Raw genomic sequence first — 22,684 nt, forward strand, 5'->3', positions numbered from 1 at the left:
ATTTTCACCTAACACCTTATTTATATAACAGACATAATAAGTCTCATTTGAAGATATAGGAATACTATTGCCACTAAAAGTGAAATATAGATATATCTATAAGCAGACTTTTTATCATATTTTGCACAAAAGTGAGCTGCATAATACATACAGAACATCACTGCCATATTTAATAGACCATAGAACATCTGGGCAAAAGCAAATTGCTTGTCTGTACCCACTTCTCCAACTTCTTTGGACACGTTAATAACTAAGGGCATTACATCTGGAAGTTTATTTAGTATATATAAAACCATTGGAAAAAAAGTTGTAAATAAAATTATTGCACTAGTTAAAATCAATGGATGCATAAACTTTTTATCCTTATGTAGTCTACTTACCTTATTATATTTCTTTGTCCAAGTCTTTTCTTCAATACCTAGTTTATTTAAAACTTCTAGGAATTTTTCAGAGTTTTTAGGTGACACAGCATAGCTTATATCTTGAGTTTTTAAATATATGACACTATTTCCGCTGGTCACAAACATTCTAGCGGTTCCTAAATTTTTTACTGCAATTCTTCCTATGGCAAATTTATTAGAGGATATACCTGAAAGGCTTATACCTCTTATTTTTCCCTTTTCCACAGTGTAGCATTCTATATCACTTAAGGGTAAAATTACTTTTTTAAGTCCTCCCAGTGCATTTATTCTCACTTCACTATTTGTTATTTCATACTTTACAGTTAACCATATTCCAATATGATATAAGTAGAATATATTACAAATCACTAACATTACTCTTATTAAACTAAGCATAAGATAGGAATCTAGAATATAGGCAGACCAAACCCCTATTACATTAAACATAACAAATGTGAATATAGTTGGAATTATTTCTAGTTTCTTATTGCTATTGAAACTATTCATGGATTACCTCCTTATAAATTGTATATACCTTTATTTTATATTATACTAAGGGATTTTGTCTATTACAAATTTTGTATATATAACAAAAGAGCTGCCCAAAGGCAGCCCCTCACTAATCTAAATAATCCTTAAGTTTTTTACTTCTACTTGGATGTCTTAACTTTCTTAATGCCTTTGCCTCAATTTGTCTAATTCTTTCTCTTGTTACATTGAACTCTTTTCCAACTTCCTCAAGGGTTCTAGCTCTTCCGTCATCAAGACCAAATCTAAGTCTTAAAACCTTTTCTTCCCTTGGAGTTAAAGTTCTAAGTTGACTTATTAATTGTTCCTTTAACATGGTGAAAGCTGCTGCTTCTGCTGGAGCAAGAGCATCATCATCAGGAATAAAATCTCCAAGATGAGAATCTTCTTCTTCACCTATAGGTGTTTCTAAAGATACAGGTTCTTGAGCAATCTTCATTATTTCTCTAACTTTATCTACGCTCATATCCATATGTTTAGCAATTTCTTCTGGTAATGGCTCTCTTCCTAATTCTTGAAGAAGCTGTCTTGATACTCTAATTAACTTATTAATAGTTTCTACCATGTGTACTGGTATTCTAATAGTTCTAGCCTGGTCTGCAATAGCTCTTGTAATCGCCTGTCTAATCCACCATGTAGCATAGGTACTGAATTTAAACCCCTTACTATAGTCAAACTTTTCTACAGCTTTTATAAGTCCTAAATTACCTTCTTGAATCAAGTCTAAAAATAACATACCACGACCTACATATCTTTTAGCAATACTTACAACTAATCTAAGGTTTGCTTCTGCTAATTTCTTTTTAGCATATTCATCACCATTTTCTATAAGCTTAGCAAGTCTCATCTCTTCTTCTGCTGATAGTAGAGGAACCTTACCAATTTCTTTAAGGTACATTCTAACTGGATCATCTATGGCAATTCCTTCTGGAATTGTTATTTCAACTTCTACTTCAACTTCTTCTTCATCCTCAACTTCTGGCTCTATACCTATAACGTCTATGCCCATAGATTCTAGAACTTCATAAATCTTTTCTATTTGCTCGGGAGTTAGTTCTACACCTTCTACTTCTTCCATTATCTCTTTATAAGTTAAATTTCCTTTTTTCTTACCCTTTTCTACTAATTTCTTTACTATAGCAACTTTTCCTGCTTTATCCTTCATTCCATTACCTCCTCTCATCTATAGTTTTCCCATTTCCTTTTGTATATCCATAAGCTCTCTAGCTAACATCAACGTTTCCTCAACCAACCCTTCAGACTCACACTTTCTAATCTTATCCATAATTTTCTTTCTTGACTCCTCTAACTTGTATTTTTTTATGTTATTCACGCAGTCACTTACCATTTTGTCTATGGATCCTTCATCTATATCAACTTTATATTCTTGAATTTTTATCCATTCCTTTGTGAATTCACTATCCTGCATAGTTTGCAGGTTAATAATCTTTATCAATTCTTCCTTAGAGCACATATTGTTTTCTTTAATGATTTTATAAATTACTTTATGTGCCTTTAATATAAGGTCATCTTCACTTATATTACTAAATATTTTATCACTTAGCCTTTTATCAAGGGCAAGGCTTAATACCGTTCTTTCAGCCCTAACAAACCCAGGCTCTAAATATAATTTTTGCCCAAATTTCCTATTTATATTATGATTTTTGTTATTTTCTATAGATTTATTGGGATTTTTATCTAAGGACTCCATTATAGCTTCTTCACCTATGCCACTTTTCTCTGAAACCTGCTTAATATATACAGCTTTTTCCAGTGGATCAAGGTCCTTTAGCACGCTAACTACTCTCTTTAGATATTTTATCACCATTTCCTGTTTTGAAAAGTCAATTCCCTTTTCTGCCATCCTTAGTTTAAAATCTATAATTGGTAGAGCCCCGTCTACTAGATTTAGAAATTTTTCCCTGCCAAAGGATCTAATAAATTCATCGGGGTCTTTTCCACTAGGGATTTGAAGAATTTTAAGGTCAAATCCAGATTTTTGTAATATTTCTAATCCTCTTATAGTAGCATTTTGACCTGCTACATCTGAATCAAAGGATACTATTACAGTATCAATATATCTCTTTAATAATTTACATTGACCTTCTGTTAATGCAGTTCCTAGGGTTGCAACTACATTTGTTACTCCTTGTTGAGATAGGGAGATTACATCCATATAACCTTCAACCATGATAACTGTTCTAGCTTGATTATTCTTTATTGCTAAATTTAATCCATAAAGATTTGTTCCTTTATGAAATATTGGGGTTTCGGGAGAGTTTAAATATTTGGGTTTAGAATCATCTAAAACCCTTCCACCAAAGCCTATTACCCTACCACTGACATTAAATACAGGAAATATAATTCTATTTCTAAATCTATCGTATATATTTCCCTTTTCATTTTTTGTAGTAAGTCCTAGTTCTAATATTTCTTCTTCACTAAAGCCTCTTTGTTTTAAATAGGAACGTATTCCCTGCCAATTGTCTAGTGAAAAACCAATACCAAACTTTTTAATAGTTTCATCTGTTATACCTCTTCCCTTTAGGTATTCATAAGGAGCCTTAAATCTTTTTAAATTAGTATAAAAATATCTGGCTGCTTGTATGTTTATATCATACATTCGCTTAAATTTTTCATTAGCTGCTGAACTTTTACCTGGTGAATCTGCATCATCTACTACAATGCCTACCTTTTCTCCAAGAAGTTTTACTGCTTCTGGGAAAGCCATGTTCCTAGTTTTCATAACAAAACTTATTACATTGCCAGCCTCTCCACATCCAAAGCATTTATATATTTGTTTTTCACTTGATACAGTAAATGAAGGTGTTTTTTCACTGTGAAATGGACATCTTCCTAAATAATTTTTCCCCGTTTTTTTTAAGGTTACTACCTCTGAAACGATATCCACTATATCATTTTCTTCTTTTATTTTTTGTATTACTTCTTCAGAAAACATTATTAACTCACCTCACTCTCAAGTGATTCTAAACTTAAAGAAACCTACTAAATATGTTATCCATTAAGTCTAAAAGAATTTAACTCATTCTTTAACTTTACCTACTTTACCTACTTTTAATAATAAAATAACTGTTTATTATTAAACAGAGCAGGTAGTAGTGAGATAAATTCCTAGCTCTTATAATTCGACATATATTTCTTAAATCCTTTTTTTTAAAAAAGTTTTTTGTAATATAATTGTATTGTATGTTATATATATATTCTTTATAAGATATAGTTTTCCTTCATAAAGAATTACTTTATTTAAATAAATATTTATATAGTAATTACTTTAAATAAATATCCTTAACTAGGTATATATATGTCCTTAAACAGATCTATACAGTATTCATCACTCATTCCTGCTATGTAATCAGCAACACCTTGATTAAGTCCTTCTTCTTTGGCTATGGACTTGTAAAATTCAGGTAGTTTTTCTTCATGAAAATAAAAATATTTATAAAGCTGAACAAGAATAAACCTAGCTTTATCCCTTTCTTCTTTTAGAAATTCACCATTATAGACTTCTTTAAACATAAAATCTCTAAGCTTTTTAAAGTTATAATCTATATCTTTAGATAATGATACTTGAATATCATTGGAATCTATATTGCTTTTTGTTCTATAGATACAATCCTTAACTAAGGTATCTACTCTCTCTCCATGAGTATTCCCTAAAATCTCAAGTATATCCTTTGGTATATCCTCCATAGATAAAATTCCTGCTCTTAGGGAGTCATCAATATCATGATTTACATAAGCTATTTTATCGCTATACTTTACTACTTGCCCCTCTAAGGTAAAAGCCTTGGTACTGTTATTAGAAAAACCACTATGATATAGTATTCCGTCCAGTACCTCCTTTGATAAATTTAACCCTTGTCCATTATTTTCTATATATGTTAATACCCTAACACTATTTTGGTTATGGCTAAAACCATTGGTAAGTAATTCATTAAGCACTTCTTCTCCACTGTGAGCAAAGGCAACATGGCCGATATCATGACCTAGGGCTATGGCTTCTATTAAGTCTTCATTTAGTCCTATGCCTCTACCTATAGTTCTAGCAATTTGCGCCACTTCCAAGGTATGGGTAAGCCTTGTTCTATAGTGATCACTCCAGGTTTTAATATATACTTGAGTCTTTCTCTTTAGCCTCCTGAAGGATTTACAGTGTATTATCCTATCTCGGTCAATCATATAGGCAGTTCTAACTTCATCTAATTCTTCCCTTCTAGCCCTACCCCTAGAGTTTTTAGATTTTGAGCCCTGTGGTATTATACTATATTCTTCACTCTTTTCTATGTTTTCCCTAATATTCATCATTGCACCTACCTTTATTTCTTATTGAATACTTAAAGTTATGCTTAGATGTTTTATTTTAGCTTATAAAAACTTTTATATTATAACATAAATTATAGTTTTATTTCTATAGCCTTTAAGTATTCTTTATATTTAAAATATTAAATTTAATCCCTTCTTAGTATATTTAATAACTATATTTTGTATGTATATAATTTCTTTATTATGTATATAGTTTCTTTACTATCCATGAATATTCCTTTAATGATCCATAAAAATTTTTTCAATATTTCAAGGAATTGATATATTTATCATAAATTCTTCATAAACATAATTATAGTAGAGATATTTAATATTATCTTATAGTATTTTTAAGGAGAGAAGTACAATGAGTAACGCAATAGCAGATAGTTCTAACTCAAATTTACTATCGCCAAGTAATATTAAGAAAAATGTATTACCTTATTATAGTTTATCTAATAACTGCAGTATATATCAGGTGAAGTTTAAGGATACAGATAAGCAAAGAGCTGTTTATAAAATTGAAAGTGGTTCCCATGAGTATTGTTTAAAAAAAGTATATTATGATGTAGATGAACTGCTTTTTATTTATTCAGCTATAGAATGGTTATATCGTAATAATATAAATGTGCCTAGAATACTATCTACTACTAATCATGGAAGATATGTAAGGTATAATGATATGTTATTTATTCTCACAGATTGGGTTAAAGGAGACAAATGCGATTTTGATGATATAAATGATGTGAATATGGCAAGTAGAAATTTAGGACAAATTCATGAGACTTCTTTAGGATTCTCCCCAATTTTAGGTAGTAAACATAAGGAAGGTTTTAACAATCTTACAGACTCTTTAAATAAACATACTCATGAACTTGTTAAAAATGAAAAGCTAGCATTAAAATATAAAGATTATTTTTCTAAAATATATAGGGTTAGCTTTACTAATAGCATGTGCCTAGCAAATTTATCAACTAATGTAGCCAATACTATAGACTATGACAACTTATCTGTTTCCATTTGTCACAATGATTATGTAAGTAAAAATCTTATTGTAAACCAGGGTAAAATTTATGTTATCGACTTTGATAAATGTAGATACGACTATTCAGCCTTTGATATTTCTTATTGTTTAAGGAGACTGATGAGAAGAGAAAACACTTGCTGGAATGGAGATTTAGCCATAAACTTTTTACAGGAATATGAGAGCAATCACCCTTTGACCTTTGACGATTATAAGTATATACTGGCCTACTTAGCCTTCCCACAGAAATATTGGAAATTATCTAGGGATTACTATAAAAATATATCAAAATGCAATAAAAAAGCCTTTATTAATCTTCTTAATAAGGCTGTAATCCACAATGATATTCATATTGATTTCAGTTATAAACTACTGGATTATATTGAAAATAAATTCAGCACTAAAATTTCCTTTAAATAAAGCTCTTAAAGATATATAAAGAGGTTATCTGAAAATACTTTAATTCTTTTCAGATAGCCTCTTTGTTAATTATTATTTTTTATTTTATTACTATTTGCATCCACAGCAACATTTTTTTCTTGGATTTTTAACTTCAGCTTGAGCAGCTGCAAGTCTTGCTACTGGAACTCTGAATGGTGAGCATGATACATAGTTTAATCCTACTTCGTGGCAGAATTCAACGGAAGATGGATCTCCACCGTGCTCTCCACATATTCCAAGTTTGATGTCTGGTCTAGTAGATTTTCCTAGGTCTGCAGCCATCTTAACAAGTTTTCCAACTCCAACTTGGTCTAATCTTGCAAATGGATCAGATTCATATATGCTCTTGTCATAGTAGTGTTTTAAGAAGTTTCCAGCGTCATCTCTTGAGAATCCAAAGGTCATTTGTGTTAAGTCATTAGTTCCAAAAGAGAAGAACTCAGCTTCTTTAGCTATTTCATCAGCAGTTAAAGCAGCTCTTGGAATTTCTATCATTGTTCCTACCATGTACTTCATATCTATGCCTGATTCTTTTATGATTTTATCAGCTGTTTCTGTAACTATGTTTTTAACATACTTAAGCTCTTTTACTTCTCCAACTAATGGTATCATGATTTCAGGTACTATATCATAACCTTTTCTAGTTTTAACATCTATAGCAGCTTCTATTACTGCTCTTGTTTGCATTTCAGCTATTTCTGGGTAAGAAACTGCAAGTCTGCAACCTCTGTGACCCATCATTGGGTTGAACTCATGTAATGATTCAACAGTATTTTTTAGCTCTTCAAAGGTAATTCCAAGTTCTTTAGCTAAATCTACTATTTCATCATCTTCATGAGGAAGGAACTCGTGTAGTGGTGGATCTAAGAATCTTATAGTAGCCGGTCTATCTTGTAACTCCTCGTAGATTCCTATAAAGTCACCCTTTTGCATTGGTAATAATTTTTCTAGAGCTGCTCTTCTTGTAGCTTCATCCTTAGCAACGATCATTTGTCTTATAGCCATGATTCTTTCGCCTTCAAAGAACATGTGCTCTGTTCTACAAAGTCCTATTCCTTCTGCTCCAAATTTAACTGCTTGAGCTGTATCTCTTGGATTATCAGCATTAGTTCTTACTTTTAAGCTTCTTATTTCATCAGCCCATGCCATGAAGGTTCCAAAGTATCCACTTATTTCAGGATCTACAGTTTTAATTTGTCCTGCATATACATTTCCTGTACTTCCATCTATTGAGATGTAGTCTCCTTCTTTATAAGTAACTCCACCTACTGCAAAGGTTCTATTACCTTCATTTACTGTTAAGTCACCACAACCAGCAACACAGCATGTTCCCATTCCTCTAGCAACAACAGCTGCGTGAGAAGTCATTCCACCTCTTACTGTTAATATACCTTCAGAAGCAATCATACCTTCAATGTCTTCTGGTGAAGTTTCAAGTCTAACTAAAACTACCTTTTCACCACTTTCATGGGCAGCTTTTGCATCTTCTGCAGTAAAGTAAACCTTACCACAAGCAGCACCAGGAGATGCTGGAAGTCCTTTAGCTATAACTGCTGCAGCCTTAAGTGATGCTGAGTCAAAGGCAGGGTGTAATAATGTATCTAATTGTTTTGGTTCAACTTTAAGAATTGCTTCTTCCTTAGTAAGCATTTTCTCTTCTACAAGGTCAACGGCTATTTTAAGTGCAGCTTGAGCTGTTCTCTTACCGTTTCTTGTTTGTAGGAAGTAAAGCTTGCCTTCTTCTATAGTGAACTCCATATCTTGCATATCTCTGTAATGGTTTTCTAAAGTGTTTACAATATCCATAAATTGTTTATATACTTCTGGATTTTCTTGTTCTAATTGCTCTATTTTTTGAGGTGTTCTGATACCAGCAACAACATCTTCTCCTTGAGCATTCATTAAGTATTCAGCAAATATTTTCTTTTCTCCTGTAGATGGGTTTCTTGAGAATGCAACCCCTGTACCAGAAGTATTTCCTTTATTACCAAATACCATTTCTTGAACGTTTACTGCAGTTCCCCAACTACCAGGAATATCGTTCATTCTTCTGTATACTATAGCTCTAGGATTGTTCCAAGATCTAAATACAGCAGTGATAGAAGCTATTAATTGCTGTGTAGGGTCGCTTGGGAATTCTTCTCCCTTAGCTTTTTTGTAGTAAGCTTTAAATTTAGCTACTAATTCTTTTAAGTCTTCTGCATTTAATTCTGTATCAAGTTTTACGCCTCTAGCAGCCTTCATTTCATCCATGATATCTTCAAAGTTTCTCTTTTCTACTTCCATAACTACATCAGCAAACATTTGAATGAATCTTCTGTATGAATCGTATGCAAATCTAGGATTGTTTGTTTTTTTAGCCATTACTTCAACGGTTTCATCGTTTAATCCTAAATTAAGGATAGTATCCATCATTCCAGGCATAGATGCTCTAGCACCAGATCTTACTGAAACCAATAACGGATTTTCTAAACTTCCAAACTTTTTCCCTGTAAGTTTTTCAAGTTCAGTCATTTTTTCATGAATTTCGCCAACGATTTCTTCTGCAATTTTCTTTCCATCATCATAGTATTTATTACAAGCTTCAGTTGTTACTGTGAAGCCTTGTGGCACTGGAATTCCTATGCTTGTCATTTCTGCAAGGTTTGCACCCTTTCCACCTAGTAAATTTCTCATGCCGCCGTTGCCTTCATTAAAAAGGTACACATATTTTTTCTTTTCCATGTTATACAACCCCTTAACTCTTAAATTATAGTTATATAGTCAAATGAATAAAATTATTCATTTTCACCCAGTTTTACAAATACCATAGAAATTGTTGTCTTAGATATTTTTCCTACAATTTTTGGAACTTCTTTTCCCCTTAAAAGTTCTAGTCTTACAACAGGTAATGAATCTACCTGATGCTCAATTATTTTTTTTGCAGCATCAAAGGCTGAATCTTCCTCTGATACACTAACAATATTCGGCATTCTAGTCATGATAATTCCAACGGGTACTCTATGCATATCAGCTGTTCCCATAGCCATCTTTATAAAGTCTTTTCTAGATACAGCTCCTAATAGCACTCCTTCATTTTCAATGAATAAAGTTCCTGTGTCATTTAAAAAAAGTGTTAGAATGGCCTCATAAACAGGAGTGTCTTCCTTTACTAAAACAGGTTCAGACATTACATCCACAACCTTTATATTTCTAATTTCACTGTTTTTAGGTCCTTTATTTGAATTTTTAACATACACATATCCAACTTTAGGTCTTGCTTGAAGTATACCGGTCATAGTCAATATAGATAAATCTGGTCTTATGGCGGATCGCGTAAGCCCTAACTCTTTTGCGATAGCTTCACTGGTTATTGGTTCATTTTCTTTAACTAATTCTATTATTTGTTCCTGTCTAAGCGAGAGTTTAATGACAATTCGCCACCTTTCAAAATTCTATTATTCACTCCAAATTCTATGATTTTAATTATATCACACATTGGGGTGAGTAAGTGTTATTTTTAAGTTATTTTCTATTATATTGTATAAGAGATTTATTTAATTTGCAACTTTCTCTAAAAATTTTTAAAATATTTCGTTAATTCTTGGGTAAATTTTATTCTAAATAAAAAAAGATGAGCATATACCCATCTTTGAATTATTTCCAAATATACAAAATTTATAATTGAAATAACTATGTTTGCTTTATTTTTTCATACTATTCTTTGCTTCAGAAATTTTTTCTTTAATCTTTCCTGAGGTTTCAGAGAAGATCTCTTTTAGATCATGGGTTACTTCTGTAGCTTTCTTTGCAGTTGTTTCCATGGTGCTCTTTACAATTTTATTTACTACTTCTACAGTTCCATCTTCTTTAATTATATCTATTTCTAAATCAATAAATACTGCAGTAGCAGCTCCTAAGACAATTAAAACTGGTTGCAATAATAATGCTATACCCACCACAATTCCTGCATTTACAGGAATATTCACTAGGATAGAATCATCCTTTCTGATGATAATTCTAGAAACATTGCCAGCCTTTATCAGCTCTTTTATATAGGTTACAAATTCACTTTGAGAAATTTTCTCATTGAAATTTCTATTATCCTTTTGTTTTTCTCTTTCACAATGAATTAATGCTTCGATTAAGTCCCCATTGAATCTTTCTAATAAGTCCTCAGCTTCTTCTTCAGATAGATTAGCTCTTTCTTTTAATATATTTATCTTTTTTAATGTAGCTTCATCCATAAATATTTCCTCCCTAGCAATATTTAATACTTAAGTATATTATATCACTTATATACTAAAACTTTTTAAGTAAGGATAGGCTATTAGGTTTTTTTCTATAATTTAGACTTATAAAGGTTTCTAGAATCTTTCCTATTTGTCCCTTTGTATTCATATCTAAATTAAGTCTTCCTACCTTCTCCAGCTCCACTTTACTTAGAAACTTTATTCCATTATATGTGGCAGCAGATACTTTCGTACCATATTGTTTTTCACATTGGTTACAAATTCCTCCATAGAACTGAAAAGAAATATAGTCTGTGGTATTTATCTTATTTCCACATAGGGCACAGTTTTCTAAAGATATGCCATAGCCTGTAGCCTTTAAAACCTTAACTTCAAAGGCTCTTGCTAAAAGATCTAAGTCTATAGCCTTGTTTCTCATAAGATAAAAGCATTTCACTAAATCTATAAATATGGGATGACTCTCACCTTCTTCTATGGCAATATCTATGAGTTCATTAAAATAAGAACCATATATTAAGGTATCATAGTCATTTAATATATCCTGAAAGGAATCTATAATTCTCCCTTCATTTAAGGTATATAAAGTTCTTCCTTTATATAGTACATACTCACCAAAGGAGAAAGGTAGGGTATTTGAAAAATTTTTATTTTTACTTTTTCTAGCTCCCTTTGCAATGACAGTTACCTTTCCAAACTCCTCTGTAAATATCCATAGTAATTTATCATTTTCTTTGTATTCTTGGGTTTTTAAAACTATCCCTCTAGTCTTGATAGTATTCAATGAATAACACCTGCAATTCTACTTATAACCAAGTTCCTTTAATACAAATGCACTATCTCTCCACTCTGATTTAACCTTAACCCAAATCTTTAGGTTTACTTTACAGCCTAAGAACTTTTCAATATCTTGTCTTGCATAGGTAGATATCTTCTTCATCATAGCTCCATTTTTACCAATTATTATACCCTTGTGGGAGTTCTTCTCACATAGCATATTTGCCTCAATAAGATAACTTCCATTTTCATTCTTCTTCATAGTTAAAATTTCTACAGCAATACCATGAGGTACTTCTTGAGATAAAAGTCTTAGAGCTTTTTCTCTTATGGTCTCCATTACTATAAATCTTTCTTGCTGATCTGTTATCATGTCTTCTGGGTAATACATTGGTCCCTCTGGTAACTGATCAACTACTAATTCTAATAATTTATCAGCGTTCTTTCCGTTAATAGCTGAAATAGGTATTATTTCTTTAAAATCTAAAACTTTAGTGTATTCTTCTAGAGTTTTAGCTACTCTATCAGCAGGGTTTTCATCTATTTTATTTACCACTAAAAATACTTTAGTATTGCACTGCTTTAGTTGTTCTAAAATATGAAGGTCTGCCTTGTTTATCTCCCCTTCTGGTGTTGTTAAAAATAGCACCACATCCACATCCTGCATGGAATCTTTAGCTATTTTCACCATGTACTCACCTAACTTATGTTTAGGTTTATGCATACCTGGCGTGTCTACAAATACTATTTGAAAGTTATCCCTTGTAAGTATTGTTTGTATATTGTTTCTTGTAGTTTGTGGTCTACTTGATACTATGGATAATTTTTCTCCCATTAAATAATTTAAAAGGGTTGATTTACCCACATTTGGTCTTCCTATTATAGTTATAAATCCTGATTTAAACATATATCTCTCCTTATTTAAGTAAGTCCTCTTTAGTAAAAGCTCCTGGTAGTATTTCTTCTAAAGTTTTTACTATATACTCATCTTGATTTTTAATTAATACTATTTCTATATCTTTAGCTGCAAACTCAGCAATAACCTGTCTACATATTCCACATGGAGCTGTAAATGCTAACATATCTCCTACTATGGCAATTTTTTTCATTATAGTATGACCTTCAGATACAGCCTTAAATATAGCTGTTCTTTCAGCACAGTTAGTAGCGCCATAAGAAGCATTTTCTATGTTACAGCCTGTAAATACACTGCCATCTTCCATTTCAATTGCTGCTCCAACTTTAAACTTAGAATATGGTACATAAGCTTTTTCTCTAGCCTCTATAGCAAGTTTTACCAATCCTTTTATCTCCATTTTATCTTCCTCCAACCTAATTACTCAAATCTATTCATGGTTTAAAATAATCACACATTTTTTAAGTTACTTTAGTTTCTTAGTTATATTAGTTTACCATAGAATACGAATTTTATCACATTATTTTTATTGCTTGTATTTTATTTAGCTTCATTCATTTAGTAATTATCCAATAAGCTGGTATAACAGTAAGGTTAGTAGGGATCCAAAGGCTCCTCCAAGGACTACTTCAAGGATGGAGTGTACGTTAGAATCTACTCTGCTTTGGGCTACTATGAAGGCTAATAAAAATGCCAATATCATTATTAGCGGCTCTGTGGTTAATAGTGTAATGGTAGTTGCCACAGCAAAGGCTATGGAACTATGACCACTTGGCATTCCGCCTCTTAAAGGTGTACCTTCATCATATACAGCCTTTACTACTACAGTGGCAATGCTAACTATTACTAACATTAAAAATATCATGTGAGGGTCAGAATTTTTAATTTTTAAAAGAATAATTATAGAAAAGGGTAGAACTTTATCACCAAAAATTATATATGCTACTAAAACTGCATTTATTGCAGTGACTAATACTGCTCCTGCAGCTACATTTTTAGCAATCTTTGCTAGAGGATGATAAAAGTTGGTGGTGGCATCTATGGCACATTCCACTGCTGTATTTATCATCTCTGCAACCACAACCATGGTTATTGTAATGGCAATTACTAAAAGTTCCATCTTTGTCATGTCAAAGAAAAAACAAGCTGTTAGTATTAACATAGCTATTATCATATGTATTCTCATATTTCTTTGAGTTCGTATTGAATAAATTATTCCCTCTATAGCATAGTTAAAACTATCCACTAGCTTCTTTACCTTCATAAATACCCCACCTTAATTAAAGCTGATATAACCTATATATAATCTATTATCTTTCAATGTTAAACTTACTTAGAATTTCTTCTTCTCTAGCTCTCATTATTACTTTATCATCCTCTTTCATGTGATCATATCCAAGCAAGTGAAGAATGGAGTGAGTTACTAGATAGCACACTTCTCTTATAAAGGAGTGTCCAAACTCTTCACTCTGCTCCTTTGCTCTCTCTAAGGATAATACAATATCTCCAAGGACTAAATTTCCTTCATTTAAATCAATAAATGAAAATTCATGATCTAAATAACACTCCTTGAATACTTTTTTCTCAGTATAGTCTAGCATGGGAAAAGATAGTACATCTGTAGCCCTATCTATCCCTCTTGTATCTGAATTTATTTCTCTTATGGCTTCATTATCTACAAAAATTAAACTTACTTCATAGGGAATCAGCACCTGTTCCTCTTTTAAAGCATAATCTATTATTTCTTTAATGTTTTTTTCTAAGTCTTTTTCAACGGAAATAAGACTTTGTCTATCGTCCATATAAATCATATTCTATCTCCTATTTATCCTATATATGCTTTTCTTTTTCAACCTCTTTAGTTTGTATAGCTGCTTCTGGCTCTTTTAACTTAAGCTGTTCTTCCTTTGTTGATACCACTTCTTTATCTTCTTCAAGGTTTTTTTCATTGTTTTCATTTGTTAAATTAATCTTGTCTTTAGGATATTCAATTCTTTCATGGTAAATTCCAGATAGAACCTTTAGAAAACTCTCTCTTATTTTCTCCAAGTCTTTAAAGGTTAGGTCAGAGTTGACAAACTGATTTTCATCAATTCTACTCTTAATTATGTTATTTACCATTTCTTCTATCTTCTTTTTGCTAGGCTTATTAATGGACCTTACAGAGGCTTCAACTCCATCTGCTAACATTATAATGGTAGATTCCTTTGTTCTTGGTGGTGGTCCACCATATCTATAATCCGCCTCATTTACCTCATCGGGATTGTCACTTTTATTTCTCATAGTTATATAAAAATACTTAGCAAGGGAATCTCCATGATGCTCTCTCACAACATCAGTGATGCCTTCAGGTAAGTTATATTTTTCTGCTAATTTAACCCCATCTTCCACATGGGATAGTATTATGGCAGAGCTCATAGCTGGTGACATATCATCATGAGGATTTGCTATACCTATTTGATTTTCCTTAAAATAATATGGCCTTTCTAGCTTTCCAACATCATGATAATAGGAGGCTACCCTAGCAAATATCGGATTGGCTCCCACACTTTCTGCAGCCATCTCTGCTAAGTTTGCAACTAACACACAGTGGTGATAAGTGCCTGGTGCTTCTAAAAGTAATCTCCTCATTAAGGGATGATTAGGGTTAGCCAGCTCCAGAAGTTTAATATTAGTTAATACATCAAATATATTTTCTAAAACTGGTAGTATTCCTATGGCTAATATTCCTGAAACTATAGCAGATACTCCTGTAAGCATAGCCTTATTGATTATACTAGTCACATTAGTGCTTAGGAAATATCCCATGGCACCAGTGAATACTACATTTATAGCCCCAATTAGCAAGGAAGAATACAATATGTCATTTCTTTGCTGAACCCTTTTTAATACCATTGGAACTATTACTGCATTTACCATAGCTATAAGCGTTAAATCCACTGAAAATTTAACAATAAAAGATAAAAATATTACGTTTAGGATTCCTATGGTTACAGAGGTTTTACTATCAATTAGTACAGATAATAAAATTGAAATACAAGCAAAGGGTATAACATAAGGAGATATGAGAATAGATATCCTAGCTAATACTACAGTTAGCACTGTCAGTAGGTTTATCAGGATAACCTTACTATTATCTTCATATATGTCTCTGCGCTTTTCTTTTATATATCTCCACTGTAATCCTAATACGCCTGCCACAACTAGAAGTAAAACTAGGTTCATATAAATCCCTGTAGATTTATCATTACCTAGAAGTCCTAAGTCATTTAGAAGCTCAATTTGTGATTCAGTAATAGGTTGACCTTCTGCTATTATAGTTTGATCCTTTTTATAGATTACAGGTGTTACATTTTTAGTTATGTTTTGTCTTGCTTCTTCTGTCTTTTCATGATCTACAAAATAGGTAGCCTTAGTTTGTGAATAACCTATGGCCATGGCTAAATCCTTAATATTTTTAGCATAGCTAGTATTATTAAAGAAGGCGGTTATATATCCTTGTGCTGAAACTATATCCTGAGGTTTATTCTCGTATATAGGGGTAGTATCATATAAATTATTCATACATTCTACTATCTCTTCATTTAGGCTATTTAATCCAGTATCATTTAAGGATAAAAGTAATCCATAGTTTTCAGTAGAAAGATTTTTTATAACACTTTCTTCTTTTAATTTTTTCAGCTTTATCCCATTGATTTTATCCTGTTCTGACTTAATTTTTTCATCATCATCTTCACTGGAAGGATTATAAGGAGGATTTTCAGAATTTATCTTTTTAACTAATTCAAAAAGTTTATTTATATTATCTAAAGCACCTTTTCTTATATTAGCATCATAGGTATAGGTTTCTTGTACATGTTTTAGCTCTTCTTCAATACTCTTTTGAGTTGCTACCTTATCTTCCACATCTCTTGGTGCTTTAATATCAAATTTAGCTATTTCACCTACTTGAAGGTTATATTTTTTACTTACTACTACAGTGCTTAAAATCAAATAAACTATTAAAGTTGTAATTATAAAAGTAATATAGGGTTTTACTCTTGGAAATCTTATCCTTGATAATCTTTTTTTATGTCCCATATTTACACCTCTTTTTAAGTCTCAGGGGATTCATCTTCCTTTTCTCTTTCTGTTTCTGTTTCTGTTTCTGTAGCTACAACTTGGCTTTCTGCTATGTCTTCTTCTACAGTAACTAATACTCTAATTTCATATTCCTTCTCTTGCTTTTTAACTTCTGGAGTTATATCTAGTATTTTAACTCCTCTATCTAAATTTAAGGTAATTTTGTTTTGTAGTTCCTTTATTACAGTGTCAGTGTCAGTAGCTTCTTCCACCTCTTCTGTTTCATAATAAGTCTCTTTTATAAAGATGCCCCAGTTTTCTTCTATTTTATCATAAGTTGTATAGTTATTTAATGATTTCTTAATATAAATTTTATTATTGTTTACATTTACTCCATATCGTACCTGCTTATTTCCCGTTCTTCTTTTTGAGGTAATAGATATAGGTACCTTTGTAAATTCTTCGTAAAAAGTAGTAGCATATATTTTCCCTTCAGCCTTTACAGAGAACTCCATGCCTTCTTTTCCTTCTTGACCTTTTACAATTAACTCACCTTTATCAACTACTGTGCCAAGTTGTTTCACAGGAGTTCCAGCGCTAGTATATATTCTATTTATAACTCCACTTTTTTTAGCTACTAAATCTCCTGTGTACTCCTTTTCTTTTATCTTTGGTGGTTCTTGCCTCTCTACTATATCTACACTGAGCATAGACCCTTCAATTCTAACTTTAACCCACATTATTTCATCTATATCAGCAACTAACTTTTCTTCAACTTTTAGAACATCTATTGAACCCTTTTTACTTCCAACCATTATTCCATAGCTTTTCAGTATATTTCTAACTTCAAGGGGAGCTAGATATTTATCTGTATTTATATCCACACTCCAAATAAAGCTACTCAAATAGTATAAAATAAGGAAAAATGCAGCAATACCAGCAATTAAAAGTTTCCTAGTACTTAATCTAAGATAAAAAAAGTTTATCCCTTTACGATTCAAAATCTTCACTTTTCCCTTTACTTTTTTAACAGCTTCTTTTAAATGAAGATAATCTGATACTGATATTTCTAGTGTAATAGAAAAGGCATTGTTTCTTTTTATATTTTTCACACTTACATTTTTATTCCAGAGATAATTGAGAATTTTTTCTCCTTCAAGGGAATCTACTTGAACAGTTATATAACTTTTATTAAAATTATTAATCTTCTTCATAGTTTTCATACACCATAGAGCTAAAATATCCACTTAAAGTTATGGTGGTACCTCCTACAAAAATAATTTCAAAATCCTCACCTAAAATTTTCAAAGGTCCAATACTTGTATTTATAACTAATTCACTGTCACTAAATTTTATTATCCCTTTATGATTCTCTACCGTTACCTCTTTTCTTGCTATCACTATTATTTTAGGTAAACTAAGGGCTACATCTACTGGTAAGTCTAATCCATAAACGACCTTTTCCTTTACCCTCACTAATTTATCACTCAATTTCATCACCTCTAAATCATAATTTTTACTTACAAAGTTTCTCTTTTAAATTTTATGATTTCTTTTCATGATAAATTACTTAAAATAAAAAGAACTCAGTAAACTGAGTTCTTTATTTATTCAAATATTCTTTTACTATTTGACTAACTACTTTGCCATCTGCTCGACCATTTACCTTAGGTCTAACATCTGCCATAAGTTTTCCCATATCTTTAATGCTACTAGTACCAAGTTTTTCGGCTGACTCCAGAACAATTTTTCGGATTTCATCTTCCGTTAACTGCTGAGGAAGGTATTGTAATAAGATTTCGATTTCAGCTTTTGTTTGATCAACCAAATCTTGTCTATTTCCTTTATCAAACTCAACCAAAGAATCTCTTCTTTGTTTAACTTCCTTTGCTAAAATTTCGATGACTTTACTATCATCAATTTCTCCTGCCCCTGATTTTTCAACCATTAAAACAGCAGCTTTAGCCATGCTTATTACATTTGCTTTAAACTTATCTCTTTGTTTAATAGCATTTTTCCAGTCGTCCTGTAATGTTTCCTTAATGGATGACATTAATAAACCTTCTTTCAAATTCTACTTAAATTTTCTTTTTCTAGCAGCTTCTGATTTTTTCTTTCTCTTTACGCTTGGTTTTTCGTAATGTTCTCTCTTTCTAACTTCTGAAAGCACACCTGATCTTGCACATTTCTTTTTAAATCTTCTTAATGCATTCTCTAATGATTCATTTTCTCCAACTTTTATCTCTGACATTTATATCCCTCCCTCCGCTAGCTCAATTTAATTTTAATTAAAAGTAGCCAATGCGAGGCCTAAATAGCACATTTTCAATTATACAATTCACATTAACTTATGTCAAGATTTTCATTAGTTTTATTTACATATTTTTAGCCCTTATTTTTAGTTCTTATTTTTAGCCTGGTGGCCATTTTAAATTTCTTCCACCTAACAAATGAAAATGTAAATGTGGAACAGTCTGACCTCCATGGTCTAAGGTGTTAGTTACAACTCTATATCCACTTTTATCTATCCCTAATTTTTTTACTAGTTCTGGTATGGTGGCGAAAATATGAGCTATAATGCTACTATTCTCATGATTTATATCATTAACGCAGCTTATGTGCTCCTTTGGTATTATAAGAATATGCACAGGTGCTTCAGGACTTATGTCATGAAATGCTAATATCTTATCATCTTCATAGACCTTATTTGAAGGAATTTCACCCTTTGCAATTTTACAAAATAAACAATCTGACATTTTTTCACCTCCATTCTCAGTAGTAAAAACCTACATTTATAGTTTCCTATAATGTATAATATGATATCTCATATCTTATATTATACTCTAAAACTCCATGTTAGTGTATCTATATTTTGTATTATTCTATGATTCCTTCCATGTTTTCCTGTTTTACAGCTACCAGTTTTGTAGGCACTATTTTGCCCTCTAGGTTTTCATCACTTTCTGTTATTACTTTTATATAGTTCTCTGTATAGCCTACATAAGTGTTTTCTTTTCCACTTATAGCTTCCTCATAAAGTACTCTCATTTCTCTTCCTAGGAATTTCTCCATGAATTCTACTTCTAAAGCATTATTTAGTTCTATTAACTTTTTACTTCTTTCTTCCTTTATAAGACCATCTACTTGGAAAGGCATTTCCGCTGCCTTAGTTCCTGTTCTTTTACTATACTTAAAGATATGCATTTTGCTTAGTTTTATCCCTTTTAAAAACTCATAGGTAGCTTCAAATTCAACATTAGACTCCCCTGGGAAACCTACAATTATATCTGTAGTTATAGACACGTCCTTCATATACCTTCTAAGGTTTTCTACTACATCCTTATATTCCTGTGCTGTATACTTTCTATTCATTCTTCTAATAGTTGCATCACAGCCACTTTGAAGGGATAGGTGGAAATGTGGACACATCTTTTCTAGGTTACAGATTCTTTCTATTACCCCTTCAGTGAAGAAGGTTGGATCTATAGAACCTATTCTAATTCTTTCTATTCCTTCTATTTTATTTATCTCTTCTAGGATTTTAACTAAATCCCAGTTACCTTCTAAATCCACTCCATAGGAAGCAGTATGAACTCCAGATAAAATTATTTCTTTAAAACCATTTTTGCTTAGTTCTTTTACTTCCTTTAATATTTTCTCAGGCTCTTTACTACAAACTCCCCCTCTAGCAAAGGGAATTAGGCAGTATGAACAAAATCTATTACATCCATCCTGTATCTTTAAAAAGGCTCTAGTTTTATCCTGATATTCACTTATAGCTAGCTGTTCAAATTCATTGTTTTTAAGTACATCTTTAACTTCTACTACTTGCTTACTTTCTTCTCTTGCTCTATTAACCCAGTAAACAATGTCTCCCTTATTTCTACTTCCCAAGACTACATCTACACCTTCAATTTGTGCTATTTCATCGGAAGCTATTTGTGAATAGCATCCAACTACTGCTATTATAGCCTCTGGATTATGACGTCTTGCTCTTCCTATCATCTGTCTTGACTTTTTATCTCCCATGTTAGTTACTGTACAGGTATTTATAACATAAACATCTGAAAATTCATCAAAACTTACAACTTCATATCCCTCTTTTATGAATTTTTCTGCCATGGCTTCTGATTCATAAGAGTTAACCCTACATCCTAGTGTATATAGTGCTACTTTCATTTTAATTTCCTCCTAAGTCACCAAGCTCATACATAATTAAGCTAAGAGCTACAAAGCCAGCAGTCTCCGTTCTTAGTATTCTAGGCCCTAAGGTTACTATAAATGCTCCAGCATCCTTTAATGCCTGAATTTCATCCTCTTCAAAGCCACCCTCAGGTCCTATGATAATGGCTGCTGTTTCTATATTTTTATCTGATACTTGGTTTTTTACATATTTTATTCCTTGATTTTCTTGATTTTCATAGGGTACTATAACTAAATCAAAGTTCTTTATCTCTTCCTTTAGTTTATTAAATTCTATAGGTTGGTTTATAGTTGGAATTATACTTCTTTTGCTTTGTTTACAAGCTTCTAAGGCTATTCTGTTCCATCTATCTACCTTTTTAAATTCTGAGGACTCATTGCCCTTAACTACAACTCTCTCTGTAATTATAGGGGTGATTTCACTAACTCCTAGCTCAGTACACTTTTGAGCTATTAAATCCATTTTAGCTGCCTTTGGTAATCCTTGAAAAAGCTGAACTCTTAAAGGACTTTCATTATTTAAAGGAACCTTTTCAATTAGGTTTACTCTTACTTCCTTTTTATTTACCTCTAAAATTTCTCCTATATATTCAACACCCTTGCAGTTATTGATATTTACTTTATCCCCTTCTTTAAGCCTAAGCACCTTATATATATGCTTAACATCATCGCCTTCAATGATGCAAAGAGATTCATTTATGCTATTATCTTCCACAAAAAATTTATGCATTTTAAATATACTCCCATCACTAAGTTTTACTTTTTAGCAATAATACAAATCCATTCTCCATCTTCCATGACTTCTTCAATTTTAAAGTCTAGGGCCTTTAACTTGTCAGTTACTTTATCTCTTTGAGTGTTTAAGATACCAGAAGCTATGAAGTATCCCTCATCTTCTATAAAGGCTCTTACACCTTCACTTAAAAACATGATTATATCAGCTAAGATATTAGCTACTACTATATTAGCTTTACCTTCTACTACTTCCATTAAATCTCCGTAAAGAATTTGGATGTTATTTACCTTGTTAAACTCCAGATTTTTCTTTGCAGATTCTACAGCTACTGGGTCTAAATCTACTCCTACTACCTGTTTTGCTCCTAATTTAGCTGCAGCTATAGATAATATTCCTGAACCAGTACCTATGTCAAATACAGTGGTATCTTTCTCAACTTTCTTCTCTAGTGCTTTTATGCACATTCTTGTAGTTTCGTGGGTTCCTGTTCCAAAGGCCATTCCTGGGTCTAGCTCCACTACAACCTCTCCAGGCTTTTCTTCATAATCTTCCCAGGTAGGTTTTACTACAATGTGCTCCCCAACCTTAGTTGGTTTATAGTACTGCTTCCAGTTATTTGCCCAATCATCTTCATTTACCTTATGATAAGTTACTATGCCTTCACCTTTATCAAAGCCAAATTCACCTAATTTATCTACACTCTCCTTTATGTAGTTTAGTGTATTCATAAAGTTTTCACTATCTTTAAAGTACCCTTTAACCATAGCACCTTCTTCAATAGTTAAAACTGATTCATTTATAAAATCTGCAAAGCCCAGGTTTTTCTTCTTAAATTCCACATCTGCCACATCTTCTATGGAAACTCCTTCTACATCACAGTTATAAAGAAAACCAGCCACAGCTTCTGTAGCCTCACTGCTGGTAAGTACCGTTACTTCAAACCAATCCTGATCCATTTCTACTTCCTCCATATCTATATATAAATTATACTTAAGTTATATGAACAATAGTTAATAAGCTTTAATTAATATTATTGCCATTAAT

The 22,684-nt window shown here is 31.8% G+C and carries 22 protein-coding genes; 1 reads left to right on the forward strand and 21 read right to left on the reverse strand.

The window, feature by feature from the left end; genetic code table 11:
* Positions 1-20: 20 nt before the first annotated feature.
* The 4 genes from B3J31_RS06145 to B3J31_RS06160 form a co-directional block, all read right to left on the reverse strand.
* Complete coding sequence (locus B3J31_RS06145) at positions 21-908, reverse strand: PH domain-containing protein (RefSeq protein ID WP_346867926.1); 888 nt, start codon at positions 906-908, stop codon at positions 21-23.
* 112 nt (positions 909-1,020) lie between these two features.
* Positions 1,021-2,094, reverse strand: coding sequence for an RNA polymerase sigma factor RpoD (gene rpoD / locus B3J31_RS06150; protein ID WP_150844403.1), 1,074 nt, complete (start codon positions 2,092-2,094; stop codon positions 1,021-1,023).
* Between the two features lie 18 nt (positions 2,095-2,112).
* A complete protein-coding gene (dnaG, locus tag B3J31_RS06155) occupies positions 2,113-3,888 on the reverse strand; it encodes a DNA primase (protein ID WP_346867927.1) in 1,776 nt (591 codons plus the stop codon).
* A gap of 347 nt (positions 3,889-4,235) precedes the next feature.
* Positions 4,236-5,252, reverse strand: coding sequence for a deoxyguanosinetriphosphate triphosphohydrolase (locus B3J31_RS06160; protein ID WP_346867935.1), 1,017 nt, complete (start codon positions 5,250-5,252; stop codon positions 4,236-4,238).
* Between the two features lie 367 nt (positions 5,253-5,619).
* On the opposite strand from B3J31_RS06160, the gene B3J31_RS06165 reads away from it, so the two are divergent.
* Positions 5,620-6,696: a CotS family spore coat protein gene (locus tag B3J31_RS06165; protein WP_150844401.1), complete on the forward strand. Its 1,077-nt coding sequence runs from the start codon at positions 5,620-5,622 to the stop codon at positions 6,694-6,696.
* A gap of 90 nt (positions 6,697-6,786) precedes the next feature.
* Here the strand turns inward: B3J31_RS06165 and ppdK are convergent, their stop codons facing one another.
* From ppdK to prmA, 17 genes are all read right to left on the reverse strand, one after another.
* A complete protein-coding gene (gene ppdK / locus B3J31_RS06170) occupies positions 6,787-9,441 on the reverse strand; it encodes a pyruvate, phosphate dikinase (protein ID WP_346867928.1) in 2,655 nt (884 codons plus the stop codon).
* 53 nt (positions 9,442-9,494) lie between these two features.
* A complete protein-coding gene (locus B3J31_RS06175) occupies positions 9,495-10,127 on the reverse strand; it encodes a helix-turn-helix transcriptional regulator (RefSeq protein WP_346867936.1) in 633 nt (210 codons plus the stop codon).
* Positions 10,128-10,400: 273 nt separating this feature from the next.
* Positions 10,401-10,943 carry a DUF4342 domain-containing protein gene (locus tag B3J31_RS06180; protein ID WP_346867929.1) on the reverse strand — a complete coding sequence of 181 codons (543 nt, stop codon included), beginning with the start codon at positions 10,941-10,943 and terminating at the stop codon, positions 10,401-10,403.
* A gap of 55 nt (positions 10,944-10,998) precedes the next feature.
* Positions 10,999-11,730, reverse strand: a complete 732-nt coding sequence (gene recO / locus B3J31_RS06185) for a DNA repair protein RecO (RefSeq protein ID WP_346867930.1) — start codon at positions 11,728-11,730, stop codon at positions 10,999-11,001.
* Between the two features lie 18 nt (positions 11,731-11,748).
* Positions 11,749-12,630, reverse strand: a complete 882-nt coding sequence (era, locus tag B3J31_RS06190) for a GTPase Era (protein ID WP_150844396.1) — start codon at positions 12,628-12,630, stop codon at positions 11,749-11,751.
* A 10-nt stretch (positions 12,631-12,640) separates the two neighbouring features.
* Positions 12,641-13,039 carry a cytidine deaminase gene (locus tag B3J31_RS06195; RefSeq protein WP_150844395.1) on the reverse strand — a complete coding sequence of 133 codons (399 nt, stop codon included), beginning with the start codon at positions 13,037-13,039 and terminating at the stop codon, positions 12,641-12,643.
* A gap of 165 nt (positions 13,040-13,204) precedes the next feature.
* A complete protein-coding gene (locus tag B3J31_RS06200; protein ID WP_035128900.1) occupies positions 13,205-13,903 on the reverse strand; it encodes a diacylglycerol kinase in 699 nt (232 codons plus the stop codon).
* Between the two features lie 46 nt (positions 13,904-13,949).
* Positions 13,950-14,450: an rRNA maturation RNase YbeY gene (ybeY, locus tag B3J31_RS06205; protein WP_346867931.1), complete on the reverse strand. Its 501-nt coding sequence runs from the start codon at positions 14,448-14,450 to the stop codon at positions 13,950-13,952.
* A gap of 19 nt (positions 14,451-14,469) precedes the next feature.
* Positions 14,470-16,719, reverse strand: coding sequence for an HDIG domain-containing metalloprotein (locus tag B3J31_RS06210; RefSeq protein WP_346867932.1), 2,250 nt, complete (start codon positions 16,717-16,719; stop codon positions 14,470-14,472).
* A 14-nt stretch (positions 16,720-16,733) separates the two neighbouring features.
* Positions 16,734-17,915 (reverse strand): sporulation protein YqfD, encoded by a 1,182-nt coding sequence (yqfD, locus tag B3J31_RS06215; protein WP_346873792.1) that lies wholly within the window; start codon positions 17,913-17,915, stop codon positions 16,734-16,736.
* Positions 17,902-18,192, reverse strand: coding sequence for a sporulation protein YqfC (yqfC, locus tag B3J31_RS06220; protein WP_150844391.1), 291 nt, complete (start codon positions 18,190-18,192; stop codon positions 17,902-17,904). Before yqfC ends, yqfD begins: the two co-directional genes overlap by 14 nt.
* Before the next feature lie 112 nt (positions 18,193-18,304).
* Positions 18,305-18,754 carry a GatB/YqeY domain-containing protein gene (locus B3J31_RS06225; RefSeq protein ID WP_150844390.1) on the reverse strand — a complete coding sequence of 150 codons (450 nt, stop codon included), beginning with the start codon at positions 18,752-18,754 and terminating at the stop codon, positions 18,305-18,307.
* A gap of 21 nt (positions 18,755-18,775) precedes the next feature.
* Positions 18,776-18,952, reverse strand: a complete 177-nt coding sequence (gene rpsU / locus B3J31_RS06230) for a 30S ribosomal protein S21 (RefSeq protein WP_035128888.1) — start codon at positions 18,950-18,952, stop codon at positions 18,776-18,778.
* A 160-nt stretch (positions 18,953-19,112) separates the two neighbouring features.
* Positions 19,113-19,457, reverse strand: a complete 345-nt coding sequence (locus B3J31_RS06235; RefSeq protein WP_035128885.1) for a histidine triad nucleotide-binding protein — start codon at positions 19,455-19,457, stop codon at positions 19,113-19,115.
* Positions 19,458-19,578: 121 nt separating this feature from the next.
* Positions 19,579-20,880, reverse strand: coding sequence for a tRNA (N(6)-L-threonylcarbamoyladenosine(37)-C(2))-methylthiotransferase MtaB (gene mtaB, locus B3J31_RS06240; RefSeq protein ID WP_346867875.1), 1,302 nt, complete (start codon positions 20,878-20,880; stop codon positions 19,579-19,581).
* A gap of 1 nt (position 20,881) precedes the next feature.
* Positions 20,882-21,634: a 16S rRNA (uracil(1498)-N(3))-methyltransferase gene (locus B3J31_RS06245; RefSeq protein ID WP_150844389.1), complete on the reverse strand. Its 753-nt coding sequence runs from the start codon at positions 21,632-21,634 to the stop codon at positions 20,882-20,884.
* Between the two features lie 26 nt (positions 21,635-21,660).
* Positions 21,661-22,596, reverse strand: a complete 936-nt coding sequence (gene prmA / locus B3J31_RS06250) for a 50S ribosomal protein L11 methyltransferase (RefSeq protein ID WP_346867874.1) — start codon at positions 22,594-22,596, stop codon at positions 21,661-21,663.
* Positions 22,597-22,684 lie beyond the last annotated feature (88 nt).

Origin of the sequence: Clostridium sp. UBA5988, from assembly GCF_002435615.1 — a bacterium.
GTDB classification, from domain to species: domain Bacteria; phylum Bacillota; class Clostridia; order Clostridiales; family Clostridiaceae; genus Clostridium_J; species Clostridium_J sulfidigenes.

Bases quoted from the DNA above. Each gene is read 5' to 3' on its own strand.
- rpoD (WP_150844403.1), bottom strand. From the start codon at position 2,094: ATGAAGGATAAAGCAGGAAAAGTTGCTATAGTAAAGAAATTAGTAGAA.
- B3J31_RS06235 (WP_035128885.1), bottom strand. From the start codon at position 19,457: ATGTCAGATTGTTTATTTTGTAAAATTGCAAAGGGTGAAATTCCTTCA.
- ybeY (WP_346867931.1), bottom strand. From the start codon at position 14,450: ATGATTTATATGGACGATAGACAAAGTCTTATTTCCGTTGAAAAAGAC.
- B3J31_RS06210 (WP_346867932.1), bottom strand. From the start codon at position 16,719: ATGGGACATAAAAAAAGATTATCAAGGATAAGATTTCCAAGAGTAAAA.
- B3J31_RS06195 (WP_150844395.1), bottom strand. From the start codon at position 13,039: ATGGAGATAAAAGGATTGGTAAAACTTGCTATAGAGGCTAGAGAAAAA.
- ppdK (WP_346867928.1), bottom strand. From the start codon at position 9,441: ATGGAAAAGAAAAAATATGTGTACCTTTTTAATGAAGGCAACGGCGGC.
- dnaG (WP_346867927.1), bottom strand. From the start codon at position 3,888: ATGTTTTCTGAAGAAGTAATACAAAAAATAAAAGAAGAAAATGATATA.
- B3J31_RS06145 (WP_346867926.1), bottom strand. From the start codon at position 908: ATGAATAGTTTCAATAGCAATAAGAAACTAGAAATAATTCCAACTATA.
- prmA (WP_346867874.1), bottom strand. From the start codon at position 22,596: ATGGATCAGGATTGGTTTGAAGTAACGGTACTTACCAGCAGTGAGGCT.
- B3J31_RS06180 (WP_346867929.1), bottom strand. From the start codon at position 10,943: ATGGATGAAGCTACATTAAAAAAGATAAATATATTAAAAGAAAGAGCT.
- B3J31_RS06160 (WP_346867935.1), bottom strand. From the start codon at position 5,252: ATGAATATTAGGGAAAACATAGAAAAGAGTGAAGAATATAGTATAATA.
- B3J31_RS06200 (WP_035128900.1), bottom strand. From the start codon at position 13,903: ATGAAGGTAAAGAAGCTAGTGGATAGTTTTAACTATGCTATAGAGGGA.
- B3J31_RS06165 (WP_150844401.1), top strand. From the start codon at position 5,620: ATGAGTAACGCAATAGCAGATAGTTCTAACTCAAATTTACTATCGCCA.
- B3J31_RS06225 (WP_150844390.1), bottom strand. From the start codon at position 18,754: ATGTCATCCATTAAGGAAACATTACAGGACGACTGGAAAAATGCTATT.
- B3J31_RS06245 (WP_150844389.1), bottom strand. From the start codon at position 21,634: ATGCATAAATTTTTTGTGGAAGATAATAGCATAAATGAATCTCTTTGC.
- mtaB (WP_346867875.1), bottom strand. From the start codon at position 20,880: ATGAAAGTAGCACTATATACACTAGGATGTAGGGTTAACTCTTATGAA.
- era (WP_150844396.1), bottom strand. From the start codon at position 12,630: ATGTTTAAATCAGGATTTATAACTATAATAGGAAGACCAAATGTGGGT.
- yqfD (WP_346873792.1), bottom strand. From the start codon at position 17,915: ATGAAGAAGATTAATAATTTTAATAAAAGTTATATAACTGTTCAAGTA.
- rpsU (WP_035128888.1), bottom strand. From the start codon at position 18,952: ATGTCAGAGATAAAAGTTGGAGAAAATGAATCATTAGAGAATGCATTA.